Genomic DNA, 22,918 nt, shown 5'->3' with positions numbered 1-22,918 from the left:
TGCGGGAAAGTTAGAACTCATAATCGACACTGGCGGTGAGGGTGCGGCCTGCGCCCGGGATGCCGTAGAGCTGGAAGCCGTCGAGGGATGCGCCGACCTGGCTGTACGGTCAGGCTTTGCTCGGACGAAAAGCCGCGAATCGAAAACAGGTCGCCCCAGCCCAGGTTGCCTTCACCGGACATGAAGGTGATGCCCGGCACGTTGCGCAACACTTCCTGCAGGGTTTGCGCGTTCTGCTCTTTAAGCACTTGCTGCGGCACGATGGTCACGCTTTGCGGCGCGTCGAGCAGCGGCTGACTGGTTTTCGCCGAGGTCACCCGGTCGACTTTGAAGGCGGAGGTGGTTTCTTCGCCGTCGACCTTGATTTGCGGCAGGCTCACCACCGAATCGTCAGGCGTCGCGGTGCGCGCATCGGCCCAGGCAGTCGGTGCGACACTGCCGGCAGCGAGAAAGCCGAACATCGGTGCCAGGGTGGTGTGCAGCGTGTGACGGTGCGGAGTGGACAGTGACATGGCGGTGACCCGAGCCTAAATTACAATTACTCTCATTTAGGTTCGGTAGTCTAAAGAGCGATTCGGCCCGCCATACCCCGGGTTTGTATCGCTGATGCGTGATTATGGTTTCCCACAACATTCCATTACATTTGCGCTTACCACTGGCTGAGCTTTCGGCTATCTCCTGCGTTTTGAGTTTTCGGATTGACTGCCCATGGCAAAGCTTGACCACCTGTTGATCGTTGATGACGACCCGCAAATCCGCCAACTGCTCTGCGACTATTTGAGTGACGCGGGCTTTCAGGTGTCCACCGCCGCCGACGGCAAGGAAATGCGCCGCCGCCTGGCGCTGAATGTGATCGACCTGATCGTGCTCGACCTGATGCTGCCCGGCGAAGACGGCCTGAGCCTGTGCCGGGAGCTGCGGGTCAGCTCGAACACGCCGGTGGTGATGCTCACGGCCAAGGGCTCGTTGATCGACCGCATCGTCGGTCTGGAAATCGGCGCCGACGACTACCTGCCCAAACCCTTCGACCCGCGTGAATTGCTGGTGCGCATCAAGGTGGTGTTGCGCCGGGTACAGAGTTTTCCGGACCGTGCGCGCCTGGATGAGGCGCCGAGCATTCGGTTCGCGGGCTGGCAACTCGACACCCGGGCGCGGCAACTGCTCAGCCCCGAAGGCGTGGTGGTCAGCCTGGGCAATTCGGATTACCGCGTGTTGCGCCTGTTGTTGCAGCACCCGAACCGCCCATTGAGCCGCGACTTTCTGCTCAACCATGTGTTCGACAAGGACAGCACGCCGTTCGACCGCTCCATCGACGTGTGCGTCAGCCGCCTGCGCTCGCAGCTGCCGGCGGGGCTGATCAAGACCGTGCGCAACGAGGGGTACATGCTCACCGCCGATGACGTGGTGCTGGGCGCGTGAGGCTGCTGCCGCGTTCGCTGTTCGGGCGCCTGGTGCTGATTCTGGTCAGCGGCATGCTCGCGGCCCAGGCGCTGACCAGCAGCATCTGGTACGACCGGCGTCATGGCCAGGTGCTGGAAATCCCCGCACGGCTGATCGCTACGCGTTTGGCGGACGTGGTGCGCGTGATGCACAGCGACCCGCAGCAGGCCGAGCAATTGATCCAGCTGCTTGATGCGCCGCACTTTCGGCTGACCTTGAGCGACCAGGCCAGCAACACGCCCAGCACGCTCACCGACAGCGACCGGCCCACCGAACGCCTGATCAAGCAGGTGTTGGCGCAGAAAACCGGCTACGCGCAAACCTTGAGCCTTTTACGCCTGTCGCTGGTCGATGGCCAAGGGCAGACCGCCGGGCTCTCGACCTTACTCAGCTCCAAGCCGGTGGTCGGGCAGTTTCTGATCGACCTGCGCCTGCCCGATGGGCGCTGGTTGCACGTGGACGCCAGTGAAGAGCAGGGCTGGACCAGTACCTCACCGCTGGACCTGTGGTTCGATTACGTGATGCGCATCTATTTGCTGCGGGTGCTGGTGCTGGTGGTCATCGCCCTGGTGGCGGTGCGCCTGGCCATCCGCCCGCTGAATGCCCTGGCCAAGGCCGCCGAGGCTCTGGGTCGGGACATCCAGCGCCCACCGTTACCGGTGGATGGCCCGACTGAAGTGCGCCGCGCCGCCCAGGCGTTTAATGCGATGCAGCAACGGCTGATCGCCAATATCGCCGAGCGCACGCGCTTTCTTGCGGCCATTTCCCACGACCTGCGCTCGCCGATCACACGCTTGCGCCTGCGCACGGAAATGCTCGAAGACACGCGCACCCAGGAGCGTTTTCGCAGCGACCTGGAAGAAATGGAGCACATGGTGGCCAGCACCCTGGACTTTGTCAGCAGCGGCGAAATCAACGAGACGCGACAGAACATCGACATCAATGCCTTGCTGCAAAGCCTGCAGGCGGACCTGGAAGACGTGGGCGAAAGCGTGACCATCATTGGCCGGGCGAAGCAGCCGCTGCCGGGGTATGCGCGCAGTCTCAAACGCTGTGTGCAGAACTTGCTGGAAAACGCGGTGCGTTACGGCTGCGAGGTGGTGGTGCAGGTTGAGGATCAGGCGGACAGTTTGAGGATCGTCATCAGTGACCGTGGCCCGGGGATTCCCCAGGAGCAGTTGGAGCAGGTGATGGAACCGTTTTACCGGGTGGAAGGTTCACGCAATGCCGAAACTGGCGGGTATGGGTTGGGGTTGAGCATTGCGCATACGATTGCGCGGGCGCATGAGGGGCGGTTGAGTTTGAGTAATCGGGAAGGCGGCGGCTTGGAGGTGGTGCTGCTGTTGTGGCGAGCGGGCTTGCCCCGCGTTGGGGTGCGAAGCAGCCCCAAAACCTGAGATTGCGTTCTGTTTGAGGAAACGCGTTGATCTTATTGGGGCTGCTGCGCAGCCCAACGCGGGGCGAGCCCGCTCGCCACAATAAGCCCGCTCGCCATAGCAAGCCGGCTTCTGCGGGGTCAGGGCATCAGGCCCCGTGGCACTTCTTGAATTTCTTCTCGCTGCCGCATGGGCAAGGATCGTTGCGGCCGACGTCTTTCAGGGCGTTGCGCACCGGCTCCTGGTGAGCGTGGCCGCAGTTCGGGCCGTGGACATGGCCGTGGTCATGATCATGGTGGTCGTGATCGTGGTTGCAGTCAGGACCATGGACATGGGGTTGCTGAGTCATCGATGTCGCTCCGGAATAAAATCGCCGGGGATTATCTCGCCATTGTGGTTCACCTGCACGTCATTACCGATGAATAATCCGGTTTTCAGCTCGCCTTCCAGGCGATAGGGCACGGGTTTGCTCGGGTTTTTAAGCATCTGTACCACATCGCGTATCTGCGGCCAGAGGTTGGTTCGCACCTTCACCCGGAAAAAAGCATGGCCGCGCGGTGGTACGGTCAGCCATTCGTTGGACTCGCCTTCGGTCAGCACGAAATCGCCCAGGCTGACTTTGTAGATCAGGCCGCGCACCGTGAGGTCGGCGTCGTCGCGGTTATCCACGCGAAAGTAGAGCTTGAAGCGCTGCTCGAGCAATTTGGCGCGCACCACTTCAACCTTCACCAGGGAGACATGAGGCGGGGGCGAGCTGTCCTCGAACCAGGACGCGCACCCGGTGAGGCCCAGGGTCAACGCCAGCATCAAGCTGTACATCCGGAGCATGGCGTTTTCCCTGTCAGTTGATTAGAGGTAGCTGGAGCAGCACTTCTTGAATTTCTGCCCACTGCCGCACAAACATACATCATTGCGCCCGGCCTTCACCTCCACTGTCGGGTCGATGAAGTACCAGCGCCCCTCATTCTGTACGAAAGAGGACTGCTCGCGGTGGCTGTGTTCCCCGGTGCTGTCATGCCAGCGAGCGGTGAACGTCACGAACGCATGCTCCGGCTGGCCGCCAAACACTTCGGAGCTTTCCACTTCAAGGCCGAGCCAGGTGCTCTGCGCACTCCAGGCGCCGATGGCGGCGCGGTCCAGTCCGGCTTGTTGCGCGGGCAAAGTAGTGGCTACCAGGTAGTCCACCAACCCCAGCACGTAGGCGCTATAGCGCGAACGCATCAACGCGGTGGCGCAGGGCGCCGGGTGGCCGGCGTGATAATGGCCGCAGCACGCATCCAGCAGATTGCCGCTGCCACACGGGCAAATGGGTGTACTCATGGTTACCACCAATACTTTCCGAAGTTTTCCGGGTTGGCCCAGAAGCGGGCGTTGAGCCAGTCCGGCACTTGTTTATAGTCAAGCAGATCATAGGTAAACAGCGTCAGAACCTGATCATCACGCTGGAAGCGCTCACCGGCTTGCAGCGCCAGAGAGAAAAAATCGGTCTCCTTCCAGCCGCAGGCGTTCAGGTCTGCCAGCACCGCAATGCGACTGGCATTGAGGTTGCGAATGCCGCCAAGCAGCGTCAGGCCTTGCGGTTTTGACAGGTGCTCCAGGCAATCGACCACCAGCGCCAGGTCAAAACGCTGCGCCGCAAGTTCTGCCGGTAACGGCCCAGGCGCGGCAATCGCTACCTGGGTGTCCGGGTGCTCGGCCTCAAAGGCCTCCAGCGCCGGGAACTGGCTGGCACCCAACAACAACAGGCGTTTGGGCTGGTGCAAATCCAGCAAGGCGGCCAGCGCTTGCTGTGGCGTACGGGAAGAAATACCAGCGGTCATCAGAGATCCTCACATCAGGACCCTAGAGACTAGCGCGGCTGAGCGTGCGGGCCTAGAGCGGGCGGCGTGCAAAAGTCCTGCACACAGGGCGATCACCAATAAACACGGGGGTGCGGCGCAGTGGCGCAGATGAAAAGAGCGGTCTTTACTCCACCCGTCGGCCCCCGCCGATCCCCTCAGGAGAAATCAGATGAGCATCATGCGGACAGCTCTACCCTTGGTTCTGCTAACCGGAGTATTGACAGGTTGCGCAGGTTTGCAAAAAACCGATTGGCCCACCTGTGCAGCCGTCGGTGGTGTGACCGGCGCAGCGATTGGCGCCACTCAAAGTTCGGCATACGCGGGTTATGGCGCGCTGCTGGTCGGCGGCATGGCGGGCGCCTATTGCTGGGTGCACGGTGATGGCGACGAAGATGGCGATGGCGTGCCGGACAGCCGCGACAAGTGCCCGGGCACGCCTAAGGGCGTGCAGGTTGATGTCAATGGCTGCCCACCTGTGCCAGTGGCGGCCGTGGTGGAAGAGGTGGTCGTGGTCAAGGAAGAAACCATCGTGATCCGCGATGTGCACTTTGAGTTCGACTCGGCCAAGCTGACGGCGGCGGACAAAACCAAGCTCGACACCATCGCCACGCGCCTCAAACGTGAAGCCCCGAGCGCACAGCTGCGGGTCAGCGGGCATACCGACAGCGTCGGCAAAGACGCCTACAACCAGAAACTCTCGGAAAAACGCGCGCACTCGGTAACCGATTACCTGGTGAGTGCGGGCGTGCCGCGCAGCAACTTTGTATCGGTGGTGGGCGCGGGCGAAAGTCAGCCGGTGGCCGATAACAAAACCGCTGACGGTCGAGCCTTGAACCGTCGTGTGGAAATCAAAATCAACCGCTGACGGCCTTTGCCCCTGTGGGAGCCACAGGGGCATTGCTGGCGATCCTCGCCGAAACCGCAAGCAAACCGTGCCTTTATCAAGTTTTTTCATCCTTCACTGGCAAATCGCCTGCAGAAGTCGGTACTGTGCGCCCAAAGAATAATAGGCAGGGGCATGCAGGATGAAGGTGTTTTGGGGGCTGGGAAAGTTTTTGACGTTGCTGTTCTGGGTTGTGGTGGTGGTCAATTTATTCCGGCCGCTCGCCAATCCGTTTCACCTGTTGGTCAGTCTGGCCGGCAGTCTGCTGTTGCTTACTCATCTGTTGGAATTGCTGTTGTTCAACAGCAGCCTGAAACACCGTGCCCACCCCTGGCGTGACCGCCTGCAGATTCTGCTGGTGGGGATGTTCCATGTGCGGGGCCTGTCGGCGCCTGCCGTTATTGATGAAGCAAACAAGGAGGCCAATCATGCGTAAGGTTTTTCTGTTGGCCCTGTTGGTCAGCCCCATTGCCCTGGCGCAGAGCGTCAGTGTCGAAACCAACTCGCTGATGCGCCTGCCCAGCAGCACCAACGTTTTGCAGCTCGAACGCCTGGATGTGGCGGATTACGGCACGTTGCTGGTTCCGGCGACCATCAGCCAAGTGACGGTGGATGAGCTGCATTTGGGCCGTGAAGCGCGGATCGCCATCGCCCCCGGCAATACCGCGCTGCAATTGCAGGTGCGTAATGCGCAACTGGAACATGGCAGCCAGATCACTTCGCGCGGTGCTCCCGGCACCCACGAAAGACCCGCCAAGGCGGGGCGTGACTTGGTCCTGCGCATCAACGTGCTGACCGCTGATGAACTGTCGGTGGACGCCCGTGGCGGCGCCGGGGCCCAAGGCTATGCCGGCCTGGATGGCGCCAATGGCGTGGACCCGGGCTGCACCTGGGGTTCAGCCGGGCGCGGCGCCAATGGCGACAATGGCGGTGATGGCCTGCCAGGCGCAGCGGGCGCGACCGTACGCGTCGAGCTGCCGCAGAGCTTCCCGGCCGAGCAGATCAAGGTCTGGGTGGATGGCGGTGCGGGCGGTTTGGCCGGCACGGCCGGTAAACCGGGCAAAGGTGGGCAATCCAAGGGCTGCCTGGTGTACCGCGCCGATGGTGGCCAGAAGGGCCGGCCAGGGCTGGAAGGGCAACCGGGGCCGGCTGGGCCTGCGGGTGCTGTGACGATCCAAAGGCTCTAACGCATCACTGTGGCGAGCGGGCTTGCCCCGCGTTGGGCTGCGAAGCAGCCCCAATAAGGCCACCGCGTTTTTACAGATGCGCGCGCCGTCTGGTTTCAGGGCTGCTTCGCAGCCCAACGCGGGCAAGCCCGCTCGCCACTGTAGTCGGCAGCTTCAGAACATCGGCCGAGCTGAAGCAATCGCCACCACCACCAGGCCGATAATCAGGTTAATCCCCACCAGCTTGCGAATCTGCCCCAGCGCAGCCGCACCCGCCGGCCAGTCCTCGGCCGCTACCGCTGTGCGCAGTTCCGGGAATTTCAACGCCTGGATACGGATAAACAGCGCAGTCATCACCAGATACAAGCCCATCATCACCTGCACATAGCGCGGTGCGGTCTCAAAACCACTGAAGCGCAGTTGCAGCAGGCCGATGCCGCTGATCGGCAAAACCAGCACCGCCACCCAGACCCACACGAAAAAACGTTGAAACACATTCGCCCACAGCTTGAGCCGGGCAGGGCCCTCAAGTGCCGCCATGGCGGCGGGGCGCAGGATCATCCAGGCGAAAAACATACCGCCGACCCACACCAGGGCGGCCAATACATGCAGGGTGTAAGCGAGGCTAAACGCGGTCATTGTGGTACTCCGTTCTGCGCGGGATTAATTAGCGGGGTATGATAGCGGCCGATCCGAACCACTGAAAATTTATCCAGCGTTTTTTGCGCCCGACTATCCATGATCAGCACTGAACTCAAAACCACGATCCAGGGCGCCTATTCGCGTTTTCTCGAAGCCAAGAGCTTGAAACCGCGCTACGGCCAACGCCTGATGATCGCCGAAGTGGCCAAAGTCCTCGGGGATATCGACACCGACGACGAAGGTCGGCGCAGTGGCGACCCCGCGGTCGTGGCCGTCGAGGCCGGCACCGGTACCGGCAAAACCGTGGCCTACAGCCTGGCCGCGATTCCTACCGCCAAGGCCGCCGGCAAGCGCCTGGTGATTGCCACCGCCACCGTCGCCCTGCAGGAGCAGATCGTCTACAAAGACCTGCCCGACCTGATGCGCAACAGCGGCCTGAACTTCACCTTCGCCCTGGCCAAGGGCCGTGGGCGCTACATGTGCCTGTCCAAGCTCGACGTATTGCTGCAGGAAGGTCACGCCCAGACCGCCACGGCATCGCTGTTCGAAGAGGAAGGCTTCAAGATCGAGGTTGATGAAGTCAGCCAGAAGCTGTTTACCAGCATGATCGAGAAACTTGCCGGCAACAAATGGGATGGCGACCGCGACAGCTGGCCCACCGCCCTGGAAGACGCCGACTGGGCGCGCCTGACCACCGACCACAGCCAGTGCACCAACCGGCATTGCCCCAACTTCGGCCAGTGCGCCTTCTACAAGGCCCGCGAGGGCATGGGCAAGGTCGATGTGATTGTCACCAACCACGACATGGTCCTGGCTGACCTGGCCCTGGGCGGCGGCGCTGTGTTGCCGGACCCGCGCGACACCCTTTACGTATTCGACGAAGGGCACCACTTGCCCGATAAGGCCATCGGCCATTTCGCCCACTACACCCGTTTGCGTTCCACCGCCGACTGGCTTGAAACCACCGCCAAGAACCTGACCAAATTGCTCGCCCAGCACCCGTTGCCCGGCGATCTGGGCAAGCTGATCGAGCAGGTGCCGGAGCTGGCGCGCGAGATCAAGACCCAGCAGCAATTCATGTTCAGCGCCTGCGAGCAGGTCGCCGACTTCAAGCCCGGCGAAGACGTCGAAGGCCGCGAACGGCCGCGTCATCGCTTCGTCGGCGGCTTGATCCCCGAGCACATGCGTGAAATGGGTATCGAGCTGAAGAAAGGCTTCTCACGGCTGACCGACCTGTTCACCCGCCTGACCGACCTGCTCAAGGAAGGCATGGACGGCGAGGTCAACATCGGTATCGCCAGCAACCAGGCCGAGGAATGGTACCCCCTGTTCGGCAGCCTGCTGTCGCGCGCCCAGGGCAATTGGGAGCTGTGGACCGCCTTTACCGTCGAAGACCCCGAAGACAACCCGCCCATGGCGCGCTGGCTGACCTTGTCCGAAAGCGGTGCGCTGTTTGATATCGAGGTCAACGCCAGCCCGATCCTCGCCGCCGAAATGCTGCGCCGCAACCTGTGGAACGTGGCCTACGGCTGCCTGGTGACCTCGGCCACGCTGACCGCGCTGGGCACTTTCGACCGCTTCCGCATGCGTGCCGGCCTGCCGAAGAAGGCCGTCACCGCCGTGGTGCCGAGCCCGTTTCACCATGCCGATGCCGGTGTGCTGCGAGTGCCGGACCTCAAGGCCGACCCTCGCGACGCGGCCGCGCACACCGCCGCGATCATCCGCGACTTGCCGGACCTGGTGGAAGGTTCACGCGGCACCCTGGTGCTGTTCTCCTCGCGTAAACAGATGCAGGACGTGTTCGACGGCCTTGACCGTGACTGGCGCAAGCAGGTGTTCATCCAGGGCAACCTGTCCAAACAGGAAACCTTGAACAAGCACAAAGCGCGTGTTGATGGCGGTGATTCCAGCGTGTTGTTCGGCCTGGCCAGTTTCGCCGAAGGCGTGGACTTGCCCGGTGCCTACTGTGAACACGTGGTGATCGCCAAGATCCCGTTCTCGGTACCGGATGACCCGGTCGAGGCGGCCTTGGCCGAATGGATCGAAGCCCGTGGCGGTAACCCGTTCATGGAAATCTCGGTGCCGGATGCTTCCTTGAAGCTGGTCCAGGCCTGCGGGCGCCTGCTGCGTACCGAGGAAGACCGAGGCACCATCACCTTGCTCGACCGCCGTTTGGTCACGCAACGCTATGGCAAGGCTATCCTCAATGCTTTGCCGCCCTTCAGGCGCGAAATTTCTTAAACCACTGTGGGCGAATTCGCCCACTTCGTGGTCTATCTCACTGCCAACGCTTTACGTCATCAGGCCATTCACCGGCCGTTTGGGAGAACCTTGTTCGTATGATTCGCACGCTGCCCGCTCTGTTTGCCTTGTTGTTCGCCGCGCCCTTGATGGCCGCGCCTGCCGGGCAACAAACGCTGTTCAATTTCGTCCGGCCTGCCGATGTGGTCAAGGTCGCGACCCAGGACGCGAGCCTGCCGCAATACAACGCCGAACAAACCGCTGAGGGCGAGGTGCTGCGCCGCATCACCTTCAACCCGGCGGCCGAACCGAGCCTGGTGCTCAGCCCGCAGACCGGCGTGTGGGACTGGTCGCAGTCCGGCGCCATGAGCCTGCGTATCCAAAGCGCCATGGACTGGGCGCTGACCCTCTACGTCAAGGTGCAAAGCACCGACGGCCAGACGCTGGTCAGCCGCATCGACCTGCCGGCCGGCCCCGCCCAAACCCTGCTGATTCCGCTGCAGGCCAACTCGCCGCTGAGCCAGGGCATGAAGGCCGGGCCGCCGATGCCGATTACCGTGGAGGGCCAGCGTGTGCTGTTGGCCAGCAGCGCCGGGGCAATCGATCGTAGCCAAGTGGCGTCGGTCACCCTGTCGATGATCAAGCCCAATGCTGCCCAAAGCATCCTGCTGGAACGCTTTGGCGTGCAGGACAGCGAGCCGGTGCTGAAGGCTGCCTACAGCGCGCTGGTGGATGCGTATGGTCAGTCCACGCGCGCGCGTTGGCCGGAAAAAGTCAGCAGCGACGAACAACTCAAAGCCGCAGCGGCCAAGGAGCAGCAACAGCTCAAGGGCTGGCTGGCTGAGCGCGACAAGTCTGCCCTGGACCAATATGGCGGCTGGAACAAAGGCCCGGCGTTCGAAGCAAGCGGCTTTTTCCGCACCGAGAAGCGCGACGGGCGCTGGTACCTGGTGACGCCGGAAGGCCATCCGTTCTACTCCCTGGGCGTCAATACGGTTGCTCCGGACGATAACCAAACCTACGTGGCCGGCCGCGAATGGATGTTTGCCGCGCTGCCCAAGTCCGGCGAGCCGTTCGACAAGTATTACGGCAGTGCGGATAACCGTGGCGGCAACGGCGCTGACCAGGGCCGGGGCTTTAATGTGGGGCGTTGGTACGACTTCTATGGCGCCAACCTGCAGCGCACCTATGACACGCAGGGTTTTGATCACAAGCGCTGGGTCACGCACACGCTGGACCGCCTGCAAGCCTGGGGTTTCAACACCGTGGGCAACTGGAGCGACGAGGATTTGGCCAGCGCCGACCGCGTGCCGTACACCTTGCCGCTGTCGATTGTCGGTGACTACGCCAGCATCAGCACCGGCACTGACTGGTGGGGCGGCATGCCCGACCCGTTCGACCCGCGTTTCGCCATGGCCACCGAGCGCGCGGTGGCGATCGCGGCCCGCGATCACCGCGATGACCCGTGGCTGATCGGCTTTTTTGCCGACAACGAGCTGGCCTGGGCCGGCCCTGGCGACGATCCAAAATCGCGTTACGCCCTGGCCTACGGGACCTTGCGCATGACCACCGACGTGCCGGCCAAACGTGCGTTCCTCAAACAACTGCGTGACAAATACCGCAATGAAGAAGGCCTCTCCAAAGCCTGGGGCATTCACCTGTCGGGCTGGGAGCTGATGGAAGACCCCGGCTTCGAGCCACCGATGCCGAGCCCCGAGCACCCGGAAATCGAAGCGGACTTCAAGTACTTCCAGAAGACCTTCGCCGATGCCTATTTCAAGACCATCTCCGATTCGTTGAAGTGGCACGCGCCCAACCAGCTCCTGCTGGGTGGCCGCTACGCCGTCAGCACCCCGGAAGCCGTGGCGTCGTGCGCCCAGTATTGCGATGTGCTGAGCTTCAACATGTACACCCTCAAGCCTCAGGACGGTTACGACTTCACCGCCCTGCGCGCGTTGGATAAGCCGGTACTGATCACCGAATTCAACTTCGGCTCGGCGGATCGCGGTCCGTTCTGGGGCGGCGTGACTCAGTTGGCCAAGGAAGAAGACCGTGGCGTGGCGTACAGCAACTTCCTCAAGCAAGCCATGGCTGAGTCGTCGATCGTCGGCGTGCATTGGTTCCAATACCTGGACCAACCTGTGACGGGGCGTCTGCTGGACGGTGAAAACGGCCACTTTGGCCTTGTAGGCATCACGGATGTGCCGTTCCAGGGCTTTGTCGACAGCGTGCGCAAGAGCAACCTGGCGGCCGTCGACCAACTGGGCAAGGAAGCCGAAAAAGCCAAGGCCGCCAGCGGGGTGCGTGAGAGCGAAGCCGGCAAGTCGGGGCACGACGGCAGAGGCGCGGGGCAGGGCGCCGGGCATGCTGGCGGTCACTCTGGAAATGGCCATTGATTCATATTTGACGGGTTCACAAAACCGCCAATGACTGGAACAATGTCGGCCACTTATTACGGTGTTTTCCGAGGCGGCTTAGGTGCAGATTCAGGGTCATTACGAGCTCCAGTTCGAAGCGGTACGTGAGGCATTCGCCGCGTTGTTCGATGACCCGCAGGAGCGTGGTGCCGGGCTGTGTATCCAGATCGGCGGCGAAACCGTCGTCGACCTGTGGGCCGGCACCGCCGACAAGGACGGTGCCGAGGCCTGGCACAGCGACACCATCGTCAACCTGTTTTCCTGCACCAAGACCTTCACCGCCGTGACGGCCCTGCAATTGGTGGCCGAGGGCAAGTTGCAACTCGACGCCCCTGTCGCCAATTACTGGCCCGAGTTTGCCGCAGCCGGTAAAGAAGCCATCACCCTGCGCCAGCTGCTCTGCCACCAGGCCGGGTTGCCGGCGATTCGCGAAATGCTCCCCGCCGAAGCCCTCTACGACTGGCAACTGATGGTCGACACCCTGGCGGCCGAAGCCCCATGGTGGACGCCCGGCCAAGGCCACGGCTACGAGGCCATCACGTATGGGTGGCTGGTCGGTGAATTGTTGCGTCGCGCCGACGGGCGTGGGCCCGGTGAATCAATTGTTGCGCGGGTTGCGCGGCCATTGGGGCTGGACTTTCATGTTGGCCTGGCGGACGAAGAGTTTTATCGCGTTGCGCATATAGCGCGCAGCAAAGGCAATATGGGCGATGAAGCCGCTCAACGATTATTGCAAGTTATGATGCGCGAACCTGCGGCCATGACAACGCGTGCATTTGCCAACCCACCGTCTATTCTGACAAGCACTAATAAGCCCGAATGGCGGCGCATGCAGCAGCCGGCGGCAAATGGTCACGGTAATGCGCGTAGCCTGGCGGGGTTTTATAGCGGACTGTTGGACGGTAGTTTGCTCGAAGCGGACATGCTCGAACAATTGACCCGCGAACACAGTATCGGACCGGATAAAACTTTATTGACACAAACCCGTTTCGGCTTGGGCTGCATGTTGGATCAACCGCACTTGCCCAATGCGACGTTCGGCCTTGGCCCACGTGCGTTTGGGCATCCGGGCGCGGGTGGTTCGGTCGGTTTTGCCGATCCGGAACATGATGTAGCATTTGGTTTCGTGACTAATACACTGGGGCCTTATGTACTTATGGACCCGCGTGCACAGAAGTTGGTCGGAATATTGGCCGGTTGTCTGTAAAGAGCTTGCTGTTTCACGTTTTTTTGTTACAAAGGCAACTATAAGAAGGCGCTGAACGAAATTTTGTAACTTTAATGTTCTGTAAGCGTCTGTTTAACGGGTCAACCAGACCCTCCGGTTTTTTCTCATTTTGTGGATATCTCATGTTATCGAACAAGTCCTTGGCACTGGCGCTGTGCCTCACAATTACGGGTTGCGCACAAACTCCACAAAATGATGCCGAAGGTGGGCATTGGTGGTCATTTGGATCAGACAAGGCTGCTACCAAGGACGCAGTAACCAAAACCGACGCCATGCCGGATGCAAAACCAGCCGCTGGCGCCAAGCCTGCAGCCCCGGTTGCCGCCGCCGCTGCTCCAGCGCCTGCCGCTGCTGCCGCCCCTGCGCCCGTAGCCAAGGCCGAGACCGGCTCCAGCTGGTGGCCGTTCGCCTCTAAAAGCGCCGATGAAAAAGCGGCTGATGCCAAGGCCGATCTGAAAGCCGACCTCAAGGCTGCAGACCCGACGACCCCGGCAGTCGCCAAGACCGACACCGACACCAAATGGTGGTGGCCTTTCGAAAGCAAGCCAAAACCATTGGCCAAGGTCGACGTGACCAACGTGCCGATGCCTGACCCGAAAATCACTCAAGCCTGGCTGGACGACTATGAGCCGCGCCTGCGTGCGGCCATCAAGGACAGCAACCTGCAATTGGAGCGTCGCGAGAACGTATTGGTCGTGATCGCCCCGGTTGATGGCTCTTACAACCCGAAACGCCCGGCGATGCTGCTGCCGGTTACGTTGGGCCCGTTCACTCGCGTGGCCAAGGCGGTTGAAGGCGATCCGAAGACCGCTGTGTTGGTCTTAGGCCACGTCGACACCAATGGTGCCGAGCCCGCGAGCCAGGCGTTGACCCGCGAGCGCGCGCAGTCCATCGCTTCGATTTTCAGCCTCAGCGGCTTGAAGCAGGATCGCCTGATGATGCGTGGCATGGGCGACCTTATGCCGCGGGCTGCCAACGATAGCAATCAGGGGCGTGCGCTGAACCGTCGCATGGAAATCATGTTCACTCAGCGTACAACGATGTTGGCGTTGTTGAGCAAGTACAACTCGGGCAAGCCACCGGTTGCGGAAATGGTTGCCGTGCAGACCGCACCCGCTCCCGTACCGGCGCCTGCTGCGAAAAAAGCCGCCCCGGCGAAAAAGGCTCCGGTCAAGAAAGCCGCTGCCAAGCCCGTTGCGAAAAAAGCTGCCGCCAAGCCGGCCGCGAAAAAAGCCGCACCCAAGGCCGACGCTCCAGCGACAAACGACCAGGCGAAAAACTGATCTGCTGAACCAGAAGGATAAAGCCGCATGACCCAGGCACTGGCCGATATGCGCCGTGACTACACACGGGACGGTTTGAGCGAGGCCCAGGCCCCGGGCGAGCCGTTTGCATTGTTCCACCAGTGGTTTGCCGATGCGGTGAAAACCGAGCAGCCACCGGTGGAAGCCAATGCCATGACTCTGGCCACGGTCGACCAGGACGGTCGTCCGCACTGTCGTATCCTGCTGCTCAAGGGCCTGGATACACAGGGTTTTACCTTCTTCACCAATTATCAGAGTGCCAAAGGCGAACAGCTTGCGGCACAGCCGTTTGCAGCCATGACCTTCTTCTGGCCCACCCTGGAGCGCCAGGTGCGCATCGAAGGGCGGGTGGTCAAGGTCACGCCCGAAGAGTCGGATGCTTATTTTCAGGTCCGCCCGTTGGGCAGCCGTCTTGGGGCTTGGGCGTCACCGCAGAGCCGGGTCATCCGTGATCGCGAAGAGCTGCAAGACTTGCTAAAGGCCACCGAGCAGCGTTTCAGCGACATCCAACCCGATTGCCCTGAGCATTGGGGCGGGTATCGCCTGCTGCCCGAGCGCATCGAGTTCTGGCAGGGTCGCGCCAGTCGCCTGCATGATCGCCTCAACTACCGCCTGCAAGCCGGCGAGTGGACTCGTGAGCGCCTCGCGCCCTGAGTTTCACCTTTCGTCACCTCGTTCGAATGTTGCCCGCCACGGCGAAGTCTTTATCCATAAGTCTTCGGCGTGTGCTGCTGCGCGACTACAATAATGATGAACGCGTCCATGACATTCTTCGGAACAGTTGAGTGCAACCGTTCGTCTATTTTTCTGGTGCTGGCAGTCTGTACTAAGGCTGAATGAAAGCAATTTTCTGCGGTACTCGCCGTGACAGGCGCCAAGCCGCAGCGTCTAATGAATACCTGTCCTTTGGAGTTGATGCTATGCGTAAGTCCGTTTTACTAGTTGCCTGCTTTACCACCCTGTCGTTGCTGTTGGGTGGCTGCGCCTCGAGTCTGACCGGCGACTCGTACTCCCGTGACGAGGCGCGTCGTGTACAGACCGTTCGCATGGGCACCATTGAATCCCTGCGTCCAGTGAAAATCGAAGGCACCAAGACCCCAATCGGCGGCGCTGCTGGCGCAGTCATCGGCGGCGTTGGCGGCAGCGCCATCGGCGGCGGCCGTGGCAGCATTGTTACCGCCGTGATCGGCGCCGTAGCCGGCGGCCTGCTGGGCTCGGCCACCGAAGAAGGCCTGACCCGCACCCAAGGTGTGGAAATCACCGTTCGCGAAGACGACGGCAGCATGCGTGCCTACGTCCAAGCCGTGCAGGAAAATGAAATCTTCCGCATCGGCGACCGTGTACGCATCATGACTGTTGACGGTACCAGCCGCGTTACTCGCTAAGCGCCGGCCCTGAAATACAAAACCCCAACCGAGTGATCGGTTGGGGTTTTTTATTGCAAGCGCGGTGTGCCGCGCACGCTGCGTGATGTCAAACCTGGAAGTGCTTGACCATCGTGTTCAACTCATGCGCCAGGCTGGCGAGGGATTGCGAGGCTGCGGTCGTTTGAGTCGAGCCCTCTGCCGACTGAATCGACAGCTGCTGAATGTTCAGCAAGTTGCGATCGACTGCTCGAGCAACGTCGGCTTGTTCCGCCGCCGCCGTGGTAATCACCAGGTTGCGGTCATTGATCTCATCGTTGGCAGCCAGGATGTCTGCCAGCGCTTGTTGCGCCAGCTCGGCCAGCCCCAAGGTTTGCTGAGTCATGGCGCTGCTGTCGAGCATGGTGTTGACGGTGCTGGCCGTGTTGGCCTGAATGCTGCCGATCATCTGCTCGATTTCCTGGGTCGATTGGGCGGTGCGATGGGCCAGTGCACGAACCTCGTCGGCGACCACGGCGAAACCACGTCCGGCCTCACCGGCACGCGCAGCTTCGATGGCGGCGTTAAGCGCCAGCAGGTTGGTTTGCTCGGCAATGGTGCGGATCACATCGAGTACTTTGCCGATGCCTTTAGCCTGTTCGGCGAGGCCGCCAACTTGCCCTGAGCTGACCTCGACCCCACGGGTCAGCGCTTGAATCGAATTCAATGCCTCGCCCATGCGCTGTTGGCCCTTCAACGCAATGCTGCGCGATTCCTGGGACAGGTCGGAGGTCGATGCTGCGTTTCGCGCAACCTCCTCAATCGCAGTGGTCATCTGAGTGACGGCCGTGGCTGCCTGCTCGATTTCGCCATGTTGCTGTTGCAGGTCGCGGCTACCCTCGGCGGTGACGGCATTCAACTCTTCGGCAGCAGCGGCCAGTTGGCTGGATGAGCCGGTGATTTGCCGCAAGGTCTGCACCAGGTTGTTTCGCATGGTTTCTTGCGCCCGCAGCAAGCGGGTGGCTTCGTCATTGCCCGTAGGGTTTATGGGATGGGTGAGGTCGCCCTTGGCGATGGTTTCGGCCACCTGCACCGCTTCAATGATGGGGCCGGTAATGCTGCGGGTCAGTAACCAGGCCACCAGCACTGTGCCGGCACTGACCAGCAAAATGACGATGGTGATGCCGCTCACCGCATGTTGGTAAGCGCCTACGGAGGTTTGGCCGGCCTGTTCGGCGCCTTTGTTGGCGAGGTCGATCAACTGGTCGAAGTTCTTGGTCATCTGCTCGTAGCTTTCTCGAATGCTGTTGAGAAAGTCGCGGGCGCCGGCTTTGTCGCCCGAGCGCGAGCGCTTGAGCATTTCGGTATGGTTCTTCGCGTAGGCATCCAGGCTTTGGTTGAACACATCCAGACGCGATTTTTCCTCGGATGTGCGTAGCAGCGCGGCATATTGGGTCAGCTGTTCCTTGACGCTTTTCAGGCGGCCAGCGGATTTGTCTTCATAGGTCTGCATCTCCGCATCGCTTGCCGACAGGATGTGCGCCATTTCGCCCAAGCGAAAACGGTCGAGCGACGCGTTGGCCAGGGCCAGAATCCTGACACGCTGCATCCAGTTGTTCTGAATGTCGGCAGCCTGGGACTGGACTTCGCCAATCTGCTTGAGGGCGAACAGACCGAGAAACACACTCAGCGACGCAATAGCTGCGAAGCCAATGAAGGCTCTGGCAGCGATTCTTATATTTCTCAGGAACATGGGATTTTCGCTCGGCTGGATACGCGTTGGAGAGCTGTGTCGGGCGGGTGTCCCTGGCAGGAACAGTGCTAGCGACACAATCACTAATCGGCGGCGCGCGCAAAGTCTTTAGGCGTTTGAGGCAAGTGTCCTCTTCAGAAAGAGAAAAACCCCAATCGGGCTCACCGATTGGGGTTTTTGGGTGCCTTCAGAACCCTCAGGCTTTCTTGCGACTCGCCATCGCGGTCACGGCATAACCCATACACGCGGCCAGGATCGACCCGGTCAGAATGCCCATTCGATCCTCCCCGGCGAATTCGCTGGCACCCGGCACGAACGCCAGTGAGCCGACAAACAGGCTCATGGTAAAGCCGATACCGCACAGGATCGCCACCCCGAACACCTGGCCCCAGTTCGCGCCGCTGGGCAGCGCGGCAAGGCCGGTCTTGATGGCGAGCCAGGTGAGGCCGAACACGCCGATGGTCTTGCCGATCAACAGGCCGGCGGCGATGCCCATTGGCACATGGTGAGTGAAGCTTTCCAGGCTCACGCCGGCCAGGGAAACGCCCGCGTTGGCGAAGGCAAACAGCGGCAGGATGGCGTAGGCCACCCACGGGTGCAGGGCGTGTTCCAGTGTCTGCAGGGGCGAGGCCTCGGCATTTTTGGTGCGCAGCGGGATGCAGAAGGCCAGGGTCACGCCGGCCAGCGTGGCGTGCACGCCACTTTTGAGCACACACACCCACAGGATCAGACCAATGATCAGGTAGGGCCCGAGTTTGATCACGCCCAGGCGGTTCATCGCGATCAAGGCAATCAGGCATGCGCCTGCACCCGCCAGAGCAGCGCCGGACAGGTCCGCGGAGTAGAACACGGCGATGACGATGATTGCGCCAAGGTCATCAATGATGGCCAGGGTCATCAGGAACAGTTTCAGCGACACCGGCACGCGCTTGCCCAGCAGGGCGAGCACGCCCAGTGCAAAAGCGATGTCGGTGGCCATGGGGATCGCCCAGCCGGAGAGTGCGGCGGGGTAGTTCTTGTTGATCGCCCAGTAGATCAGCGCCGGCACCACCATGCCGCCAATGGCTGCGGCGCCCGGCAGTACCACTTGCGAGGGTTTGGACAGGTGGCCATCGAGCAGCTCGCGCTTTACCTCCAGGCCGATCAGCAGGAAGAACAAGGCCATCAGGCCGTCGTTGATCCACAGCAGGGCAGGCTTGGCGATTTTCAGCGCGCCAATCTGTGCCACCACTGGTACGTCGAGAAAGGCGTTGTAGAGGTGCGACAACGGTGAATTGTTGATGATCAGCGCCAAGGCCGCAGCGGCGATCAACAACAGACCGCTGGCGGCTTCCAGCTGGAAGAAACGGGTGAAAGTGCTACGCAGAGGCAAGGGATGCTCTCCAATCCAGGTTCAATAGGTGGGTACCCTAACCCGTACCGTTAGTTGTTAAAACAAAAGTTATATTCTTATTTGTTATAAGGAGCGGGCAGGGTCGGCGTTGCGCCAGAGCCTAGCAATTGTGTGTCTATTTGAGTCGCCACTGTATCTGTGTGCAGTGTAGGAAACTCCCTAAAATTGGCGCTGAAATCTTTAGAGACGCACCTTATGAGCGACCACCGTACCTGGGCCCGCGAAGCCATTCGCATCATTGAAGCGGACTTCCAGCGCAGCGCCGACACGCACCTGATCCCTTTGCCGTTGCCGGGGTTGCCGGGTATCGAGTTGTACTTCAAGGACGAGTCCAGCCACCCCACCGGCAGCTTGAAGCATCGGCTGGCCCGTTCACTGTTTCTGTACGCGCTGTGTAATGGCTGGCTCAAGCCTGGCGCGCCGGTGATTGAGGCCTCCAGTGGGTCGACGGCCATTTCGGAAGCGTATTTCGCGCGCCTGCTTGGCCTGCCGTTCATTGCGGTGATGCCGGCCACCACGTCTCAGGAGAAGATTGCCCAGATCGCCTTCTATGGCGGCAAGAGCCATCTGGTGAAGGATCCGACGCAGATCTACGCCGAGTCCGAGCGGTTGGCGCAGGAAAGTGGCGGTCACTTCATGGATCAATTCACCTATGCCGAGCGCGCGACGGACTGGCGGGCGAACAACAATATCGCCGAGTCGATCTTTCAACAGATGCGCTTTGAGCATTACCCCGAGCCGAGCTGGTTGATTTCCAGTCCTGGTACCGGCGGCACCACCGCGACCCTGGGGCGTTACGTGCGCTATCGCCAGCATTGCACCCGCGTGCTGTGTGCCGACGCCGAACGCTCGGTGTTCTTTGACTATTACCAGACGGGCGATGCCAGCTTGCGCCTGGATTGCGGTTCGCGGATCGAAGGGATCGGCCGGCCACGCGTAGAGGCGTCGTTTTTGCCCAAGGTGATTGATGCGATGGTCAAGGTGCCGGATGCGCTGTCACTGGCAGCCATGCATTACCTGGCCGAGCGTCTGGGGCGGCGGGTCGGTGGTTCCAGCGGGACTAACCTGATCGGTGCCTTGGTGGCGGCCCAGCAGATGCAAGCGGCAGGGGAGTCTGGGTCGATCGTGGCGATTTTGTGTGACGGGGGAGAGCGGTACGCCACTACTTACTACGATCAGGCGTGGCTCGCCGGGCAAGGTTATGCGTTGAGCGGGCTGATTGCGGCTGTTGCGGCCAGTGTTGAACGCGGTGAGCCGTTGCCGGAGACAATCCTGCGCGCAAACATCTGAACACCGGCAAAAACCAATGTGGGAGATGGCTTGCCTGCGATGGCAGAGTCTCAGTCGCCGAACTTATCGACTGAACCACCGCCATCGCAGGCAAGCCAGCTCCCACCTTTGATCGGGGTTGGCTGTAACAGAGTGCTTAGGCCTCGATGCCCAACATATCCCGCGCCAGCGCCTCGGCAATCCGAATTCCGTCAACGCCCGCTGACAGAATCCCACCGGCATAACCCGCACCTTCACCGGCCGGGAACAAACCTTTCACGTTCAAGCTCTGCATCGACTCGTTACGGGTAATCCGCAGCGGCGAGGACGTGCGCGTCTCGATCCCGGTCAGCACCGCATCGTGCAACGAGTAGCCTTTGATCTGCTTCTCGAACGCCGGCAACGCTTCACGAATTGCTTCGATGGCAAAGTCCGGCAAGGCCAGGGCCAAGTCACCCAGCGACACACCGGGCTTGTAGGACGGTTCCACGCTGCCGATGGCCGTGGACGGCTTGCCCGCGATGAAATCCCCCACCAGTTGCGCCGGGGCCTCGTAGTTGCTGCCGCCGAGGATGTAGGCGTGGGACTCCAGGCGCTCCTGCAACTCGATACCCGCCAGCGGGCCACCCGGGTAATCCACCTCCGGCGTGATGCCGACGACGATGCCGGAGTTGGCATTGCGTTCGTTACGCGAGTACTGGCTCATGCCGTTGGTTACCACGCGGTTCGGCTCGGACGTGGCCGCCACCACCGTGCCGCCCGGGCACATGCAGAAGCTGTAGACCGAGCGGCCGTTCTTGGCGTGGTGCACCAGCTTGTAGTCGGCCGCGCCGAGTTTCGGATGCCCGGCGTATTTGCCCAGGCGCGCCGCGTCGATCAGCGATTGCGGGTGTTCAATCCTGAAGCCCACCGAGAACGGCTTGGCCTCCATGTACACACCACGCCCGTGCAGCATTCGGAAGGTGTCGCGGGCGCTGTGGCCCAGGGCCAGGATCACGTGCTTGGAGAGCAGTTGCTCGCCACCGTCGATAACCACGCCGTTCAGCTGGCCGTCTTCGATCAGCACATCGGTAACGCGCTGTTCGAAACGCACTTCACCGCCCAGGGCGATGATCTGCTGGCGCATGTTTTCGACCACGCCGGTCAGGCGGAACGTGCCGATGTGCGGCTTGCTGACGTAGAGGATCTCTTCCGGCGCACCGGCCTTGACGAACTCGTGCAGGACCTTGCGACCGTGGAATTTCGGGTCCTTGATCTGGCTGTAGAGTTTGCCGTCGGAGAAGGTCCCGGCGCCGCCTTCACCAAACTGCACGTTGGACTCGGGGTTGAGCACGTTTTTGCGCCACAGGCCCCAGGTGTCTTTGGTGCGCTGGCGCACTTCCTTGCCGCGCTCGAGGATGATCGGCTTGAAGCCCATCTGCGCGAGCAGCAGCCCGGCGAAGATCCCGCACGGACCAAACCCCACCACGATTGGCCGTTCGACCAGGCCTTCCGGCGCCTGACCCACCACCTTGTAGCTGACATCCGGCGCCGGGTTGACGTTGCGGTCATCGGCGAACTTGAGCAACAGGGCGGCTTCGCCTTTCACGTTCAGGTCGATGGTGTAGATGAAGCACAGCTCCGACGACTTTTTGCGGGCGTCATAGCTGCGTTTGAACAGGGTGAAATCGAGCAGGTCATCACTGGCGATGCCCAGGCGCTGCACGATGGCAGGCCGCAGGTCTTCTTCGGGATGGTCGATGGGCAGCTTGAGTTCGGTGATTCGTAACATGACGGGATCCGGTAGGCGGCAGACAAAAAGGCCGGCTGTTTTGCAAACCGGCGATTATAAGCCCCAAAGGCGGTTTTCCGACACGTTAAAACAGCGTTGGGCCGAATCAGTCGTCGCGAGAACCGCCGAATGCCGCGCAACCACGCTGCACTTGGCCGTTGACGCGCAATTCGGCGGTCATGTGTTGCAGGCTGCCGCTGACGCTGTCGATGCAACGCTGCGGCGCGACCCAGAGTTCGATGTGCTGGTTATTGGCTTCGGTCATCAGGTTGAAACGGCCGTCGCCCAGTTGCTCTTCCACAAAAGGCACCGCCAAGGGTGGCTGACCTTCGCGCTCCAGCACCATGCCCTTGGCGGTCACATTCATCGCCCAGGCGGGTTTATGACCATTGGCGCGCAGCACCATGCGCTTGAAGTCCGGGTCGTTGCAGGCCGAGGTCGAACGCTCCATGCGATAAAGCTGTTGCAGCTCTACCGACCCCTGGGTGCCAGTGGCAACCCCGGAGAACTTGCCGCGCAAGTCGGCAAACAATGCGCCCTGTTGGCCAGCCAGTGAGGCGGCTTCCTGCAGGATGCTGGTGCCGCCGGCGTCGTTGACCACGTAGTTGCGTTTGTCACCGCAAGGCTGGAACAACAGCTTGCCGTCAACGGCCGTCAATTCACCCTGCATGCGGGTCAACCCGGCGGTAGACGGCTTTGCCGGCTCGCTCTCGAACATCTGGCAAGCGGTGAACAGAGGCAGCAGGGCAAACAGAACTAGGGTACGGGCGGCGCGCATTTATCGGGTCTCCAAACAAGTGCCGCCACGTTACGCAGGCTGAGGCCGCACCACAACCCCAGCGCCCTGCTTC

General features: G+C 61.4%; 22 protein-coding genes. 12 read left to right on the top strand and 10 right to left on the bottom strand.

Annotated elements, in window-relative coordinates:
• Positions 1–17 precede the first annotated feature (17 nt).
• Positions 18–512 carry a TonB-dependent receptor plug domain-containing protein gene (locus L8K08_RS03070; RefSeq protein WP_277933494.1) on the bottom strand — a complete coding sequence of 165 codons (495 nt, stop codon included), beginning with the start codon at positions 510–512 and terminating at the stop codon, positions 18–20.
• 196 nt (positions 513–708) lie between these two features.
• Here L8K08_RS03070 and L8K08_RS03065 point away from each other — a divergent pair, with 196 nt between their 5' ends.
• Both L8K08_RS03065 and L8K08_RS03060 read left to right on the top strand, forming a co-directional pair.
• Positions 709–1,419 (top strand): response regulator, encoded by a 711-nt coding sequence (locus L8K08_RS03065; RefSeq protein WP_145161938.1) that lies wholly within the window; start codon positions 709–711, stop codon positions 1,417–1,419.
• A complete protein-coding gene (locus L8K08_RS03060) occupies positions 1,416–2,837 on the top strand; it encodes an ATP-binding protein (RefSeq protein WP_242194255.1) in 1,422 nt (473 codons plus the stop codon). The genes L8K08_RS03065 and L8K08_RS03060 overlap by 4 nt, the downstream gene beginning before the upstream one ends.
• Positions 2,838–2,964: 127 nt before the next feature.
• Here the strand turns inward: L8K08_RS03060 and L8K08_RS03055 are convergent, their stop codons facing one another.
• The 4 genes from L8K08_RS03055 to L8K08_RS03040 are packed head-to-tail and all read right to left on the bottom strand — an operon-like array spanning position 2,965 to position 4,636.
• Positions 2,965–3,165, bottom strand: coding sequence for an SEC-C metal-binding domain-containing protein (locus L8K08_RS03055; RefSeq protein WP_003189235.1), 201 nt, complete (start codon positions 3,163–3,165; stop codon positions 2,965–2,967).
• Positions 3,162–3,644 carry an LEA type 2 family protein gene (locus L8K08_RS03050; protein ID WP_106577128.1) on the bottom strand — a complete coding sequence of 161 codons (483 nt, stop codon included), beginning with the start codon at positions 3,642–3,644 and terminating at the stop codon, positions 3,162–3,164. The genes L8K08_RS03055 and L8K08_RS03050 overlap by 4 nt, the downstream gene beginning before the upstream one ends.
• Before the next feature lie 21 nt (positions 3,645–3,665).
• Positions 3,666–4,136, bottom strand: coding sequence for a YchJ family protein (locus L8K08_RS03045; protein ID WP_145161945.1), 471 nt, complete (start codon positions 4,134–4,136; stop codon positions 3,666–3,668).
• A gap of 2 nt (positions 4,137–4,138) precedes the next feature.
• Complete coding sequence (locus tag L8K08_RS03040; RefSeq protein ID WP_145161948.1) at positions 4,139–4,636, bottom strand: DUF6231 family protein; 498 nt, start codon at positions 4,634–4,636, stop codon at positions 4,139–4,141.
• 190 nt (positions 4,637–4,826) lie between these two features.
• On the opposite strand from L8K08_RS03040, the gene L8K08_RS03035 reads away from it, so the two are divergent.
• The 3 genes from L8K08_RS03035 to L8K08_RS03025 all read left to right on the top strand — a co-directional run bounded on the left by L8K08_RS03035 (position 4,827) and on the right by L8K08_RS03025 (position 6,727).
• A complete protein-coding gene (locus tag L8K08_RS03035) occupies positions 4,827–5,522 on the top strand; it encodes an OmpA family protein (protein ID WP_145161951.1) in 696 nt (231 codons plus the stop codon).
• A 160-nt stretch (positions 5,523–5,682) separates the two neighbouring features.
• Positions 5,683–5,976 carry a DUF1145 domain-containing protein gene (locus L8K08_RS03030; protein ID WP_145161953.1) on the top strand — a complete coding sequence of 98 codons (294 nt, stop codon included), beginning with the start codon at positions 5,683–5,685 and terminating at the stop codon, positions 5,974–5,976.
• Positions 5,969–6,727: a collagen-like protein gene (locus L8K08_RS03025; RefSeq protein WP_242194253.1), complete on the top strand. Its 759-nt coding sequence runs from the start codon at positions 5,969–5,971 to the stop codon at positions 6,725–6,727. The genes L8K08_RS03030 and L8K08_RS03025 overlap by 8 nt, the downstream gene beginning before the upstream one ends.
• Before the next feature lie 153 nt (positions 6,728–6,880).
• Here L8K08_RS03025 and L8K08_RS03020 read toward each other — a convergent pair whose 3' ends face one another.
• On the bottom strand, positions 6,881–7,345 hold the full coding sequence (locus L8K08_RS03020; RefSeq protein WP_119738805.1) for a CopD family protein: 465 nt from the start codon (positions 7,343–7,345) through the stop codon (positions 6,881–6,883).
• Positions 7,346–7,444: 99 nt separating this feature from the next.
• On the opposite strand from L8K08_RS03020, the gene dinG reads away from it, so the two are divergent.
• From dinG to L8K08_RS02990, 6 genes are all read left to right on the top strand, one after another.
• Entirely contained in the window at positions 7,445–9,589 is a 2,145-nt protein-coding gene (dinG, locus tag L8K08_RS03015; RefSeq protein WP_119738807.1) for an ATP-dependent DNA helicase DinG, read from the top strand.
• A gap of 98 nt (positions 9,590–9,687) precedes the next feature.
• The gene (locus L8K08_RS03010; protein ID WP_242194251.1) at positions 9,688–11,985 is read left to right on the top strand and encodes a beta-galactosidase; all 2,298 of its coding nucleotides are present in this window, start codon (positions 9,688–9,690) and stop codon (positions 11,983–11,985) included.
• An 82-nt stretch (positions 11,986–12,067) separates the two neighbouring features.
• A complete protein-coding gene (locus L8K08_RS03005) occupies positions 12,068–13,213 on the top strand; it encodes a serine hydrolase domain-containing protein (protein ID WP_242194249.1) in 1,146 nt (381 codons plus the stop codon).
• Between the two features lie 143 nt (positions 13,214–13,356).
• Positions 13,357–14,517 carry an OmpA family protein gene (locus tag L8K08_RS03000; protein WP_242194247.1) on the top strand — a complete coding sequence of 387 codons (1,161 nt, stop codon included), beginning with the start codon at positions 13,357–13,359 and terminating at the stop codon, positions 14,515–14,517.
• Positions 14,518–14,544: 27 nt separating this feature from the next.
• The gene (gene pdxH / locus L8K08_RS02995; RefSeq protein WP_106577117.1) at positions 14,545–15,192 is read left to right on the top strand and encodes a pyridoxamine 5'-phosphate oxidase; all 648 of its coding nucleotides are present in this window, start codon (positions 14,545–14,547) and stop codon (positions 15,190–15,192) included.
• 266 nt (positions 15,193–15,458) lie between these two features.
• Positions 15,459–15,923 (top strand): glycine zipper 2TM domain-containing protein, encoded by a 465-nt coding sequence (locus L8K08_RS02990; RefSeq protein ID WP_003189251.1) that lies wholly within the window; start codon positions 15,459–15,461, stop codon positions 15,921–15,923.
• Positions 15,924–16,011: 88 nt separating this feature from the next.
• Here the strand turns inward: L8K08_RS02990 and L8K08_RS02985 are convergent, their stop codons facing one another.
• Positions 16,012–17,634 carry a methyl-accepting chemotaxis protein gene (locus L8K08_RS02985; RefSeq protein WP_242194245.1) on the bottom strand — a complete coding sequence of 541 codons (1,623 nt, stop codon included), beginning with the start codon at positions 17,632–17,634 and terminating at the stop codon, positions 16,012–16,014.
• A gap of 196 nt (positions 17,635–17,830) precedes the next feature.
• Positions 17,831–19,006: a Na+/H+ antiporter NhaA gene (gene nhaA / locus L8K08_RS02980; protein WP_242194242.1), complete on the bottom strand. Its 1,176-nt coding sequence runs from the start codon at positions 19,004–19,006 to the stop codon at positions 17,831–17,833.
• A 216-nt stretch (positions 19,007–19,222) separates the two neighbouring features.
• Between nhaA and L8K08_RS02975 the strand changes: the two genes are divergently transcribed.
• A complete protein-coding gene (locus L8K08_RS02975) occupies positions 19,223–20,317 on the top strand; it encodes a PLP-dependent cysteine synthase family protein (protein WP_242194240.1) in 1,095 nt (364 codons plus the stop codon).
• Between the two features lie 136 nt (positions 20,318–20,453).
• Here the strand turns inward: L8K08_RS02975 and L8K08_RS02970 are convergent, their stop codons facing one another.
• Positions 20,454–22,067: an NAD(P)/FAD-dependent oxidoreductase gene (locus L8K08_RS02970; RefSeq protein ID WP_179606714.1), complete on the bottom strand. Its 1,614-nt coding sequence runs from the start codon at positions 22,065–22,067 to the stop codon at positions 20,454–20,456.
• A gap of 106 nt (positions 22,068–22,173) precedes the next feature.
• Positions 22,174–22,845: a hypothetical protein gene (locus L8K08_RS02965; RefSeq protein WP_106577112.1), complete on the bottom strand. Its 672-nt coding sequence runs from the start codon at positions 22,843–22,845 to the stop codon at positions 22,174–22,176.
• Between the last annotated feature and the right edge of the window lie 73 nt (positions 22,846–22,918).

Origin of the sequence: Pseudomonas sp. TREG-RG-20F-10-E-6-01 (genome assembly GCF_022662455.1) — a bacterium.
In the GTDB taxonomy this organism is placed as follows: Bacteria; Pseudomonadota; Gammaproteobacteria; order Pseudomonadales; family Pseudomonadaceae; genus Aquipseudomonas.
Note: the sequence above shows the minus strand (reverse complement) of the source record. Positions and strands in the feature narration are given on the sequence as shown.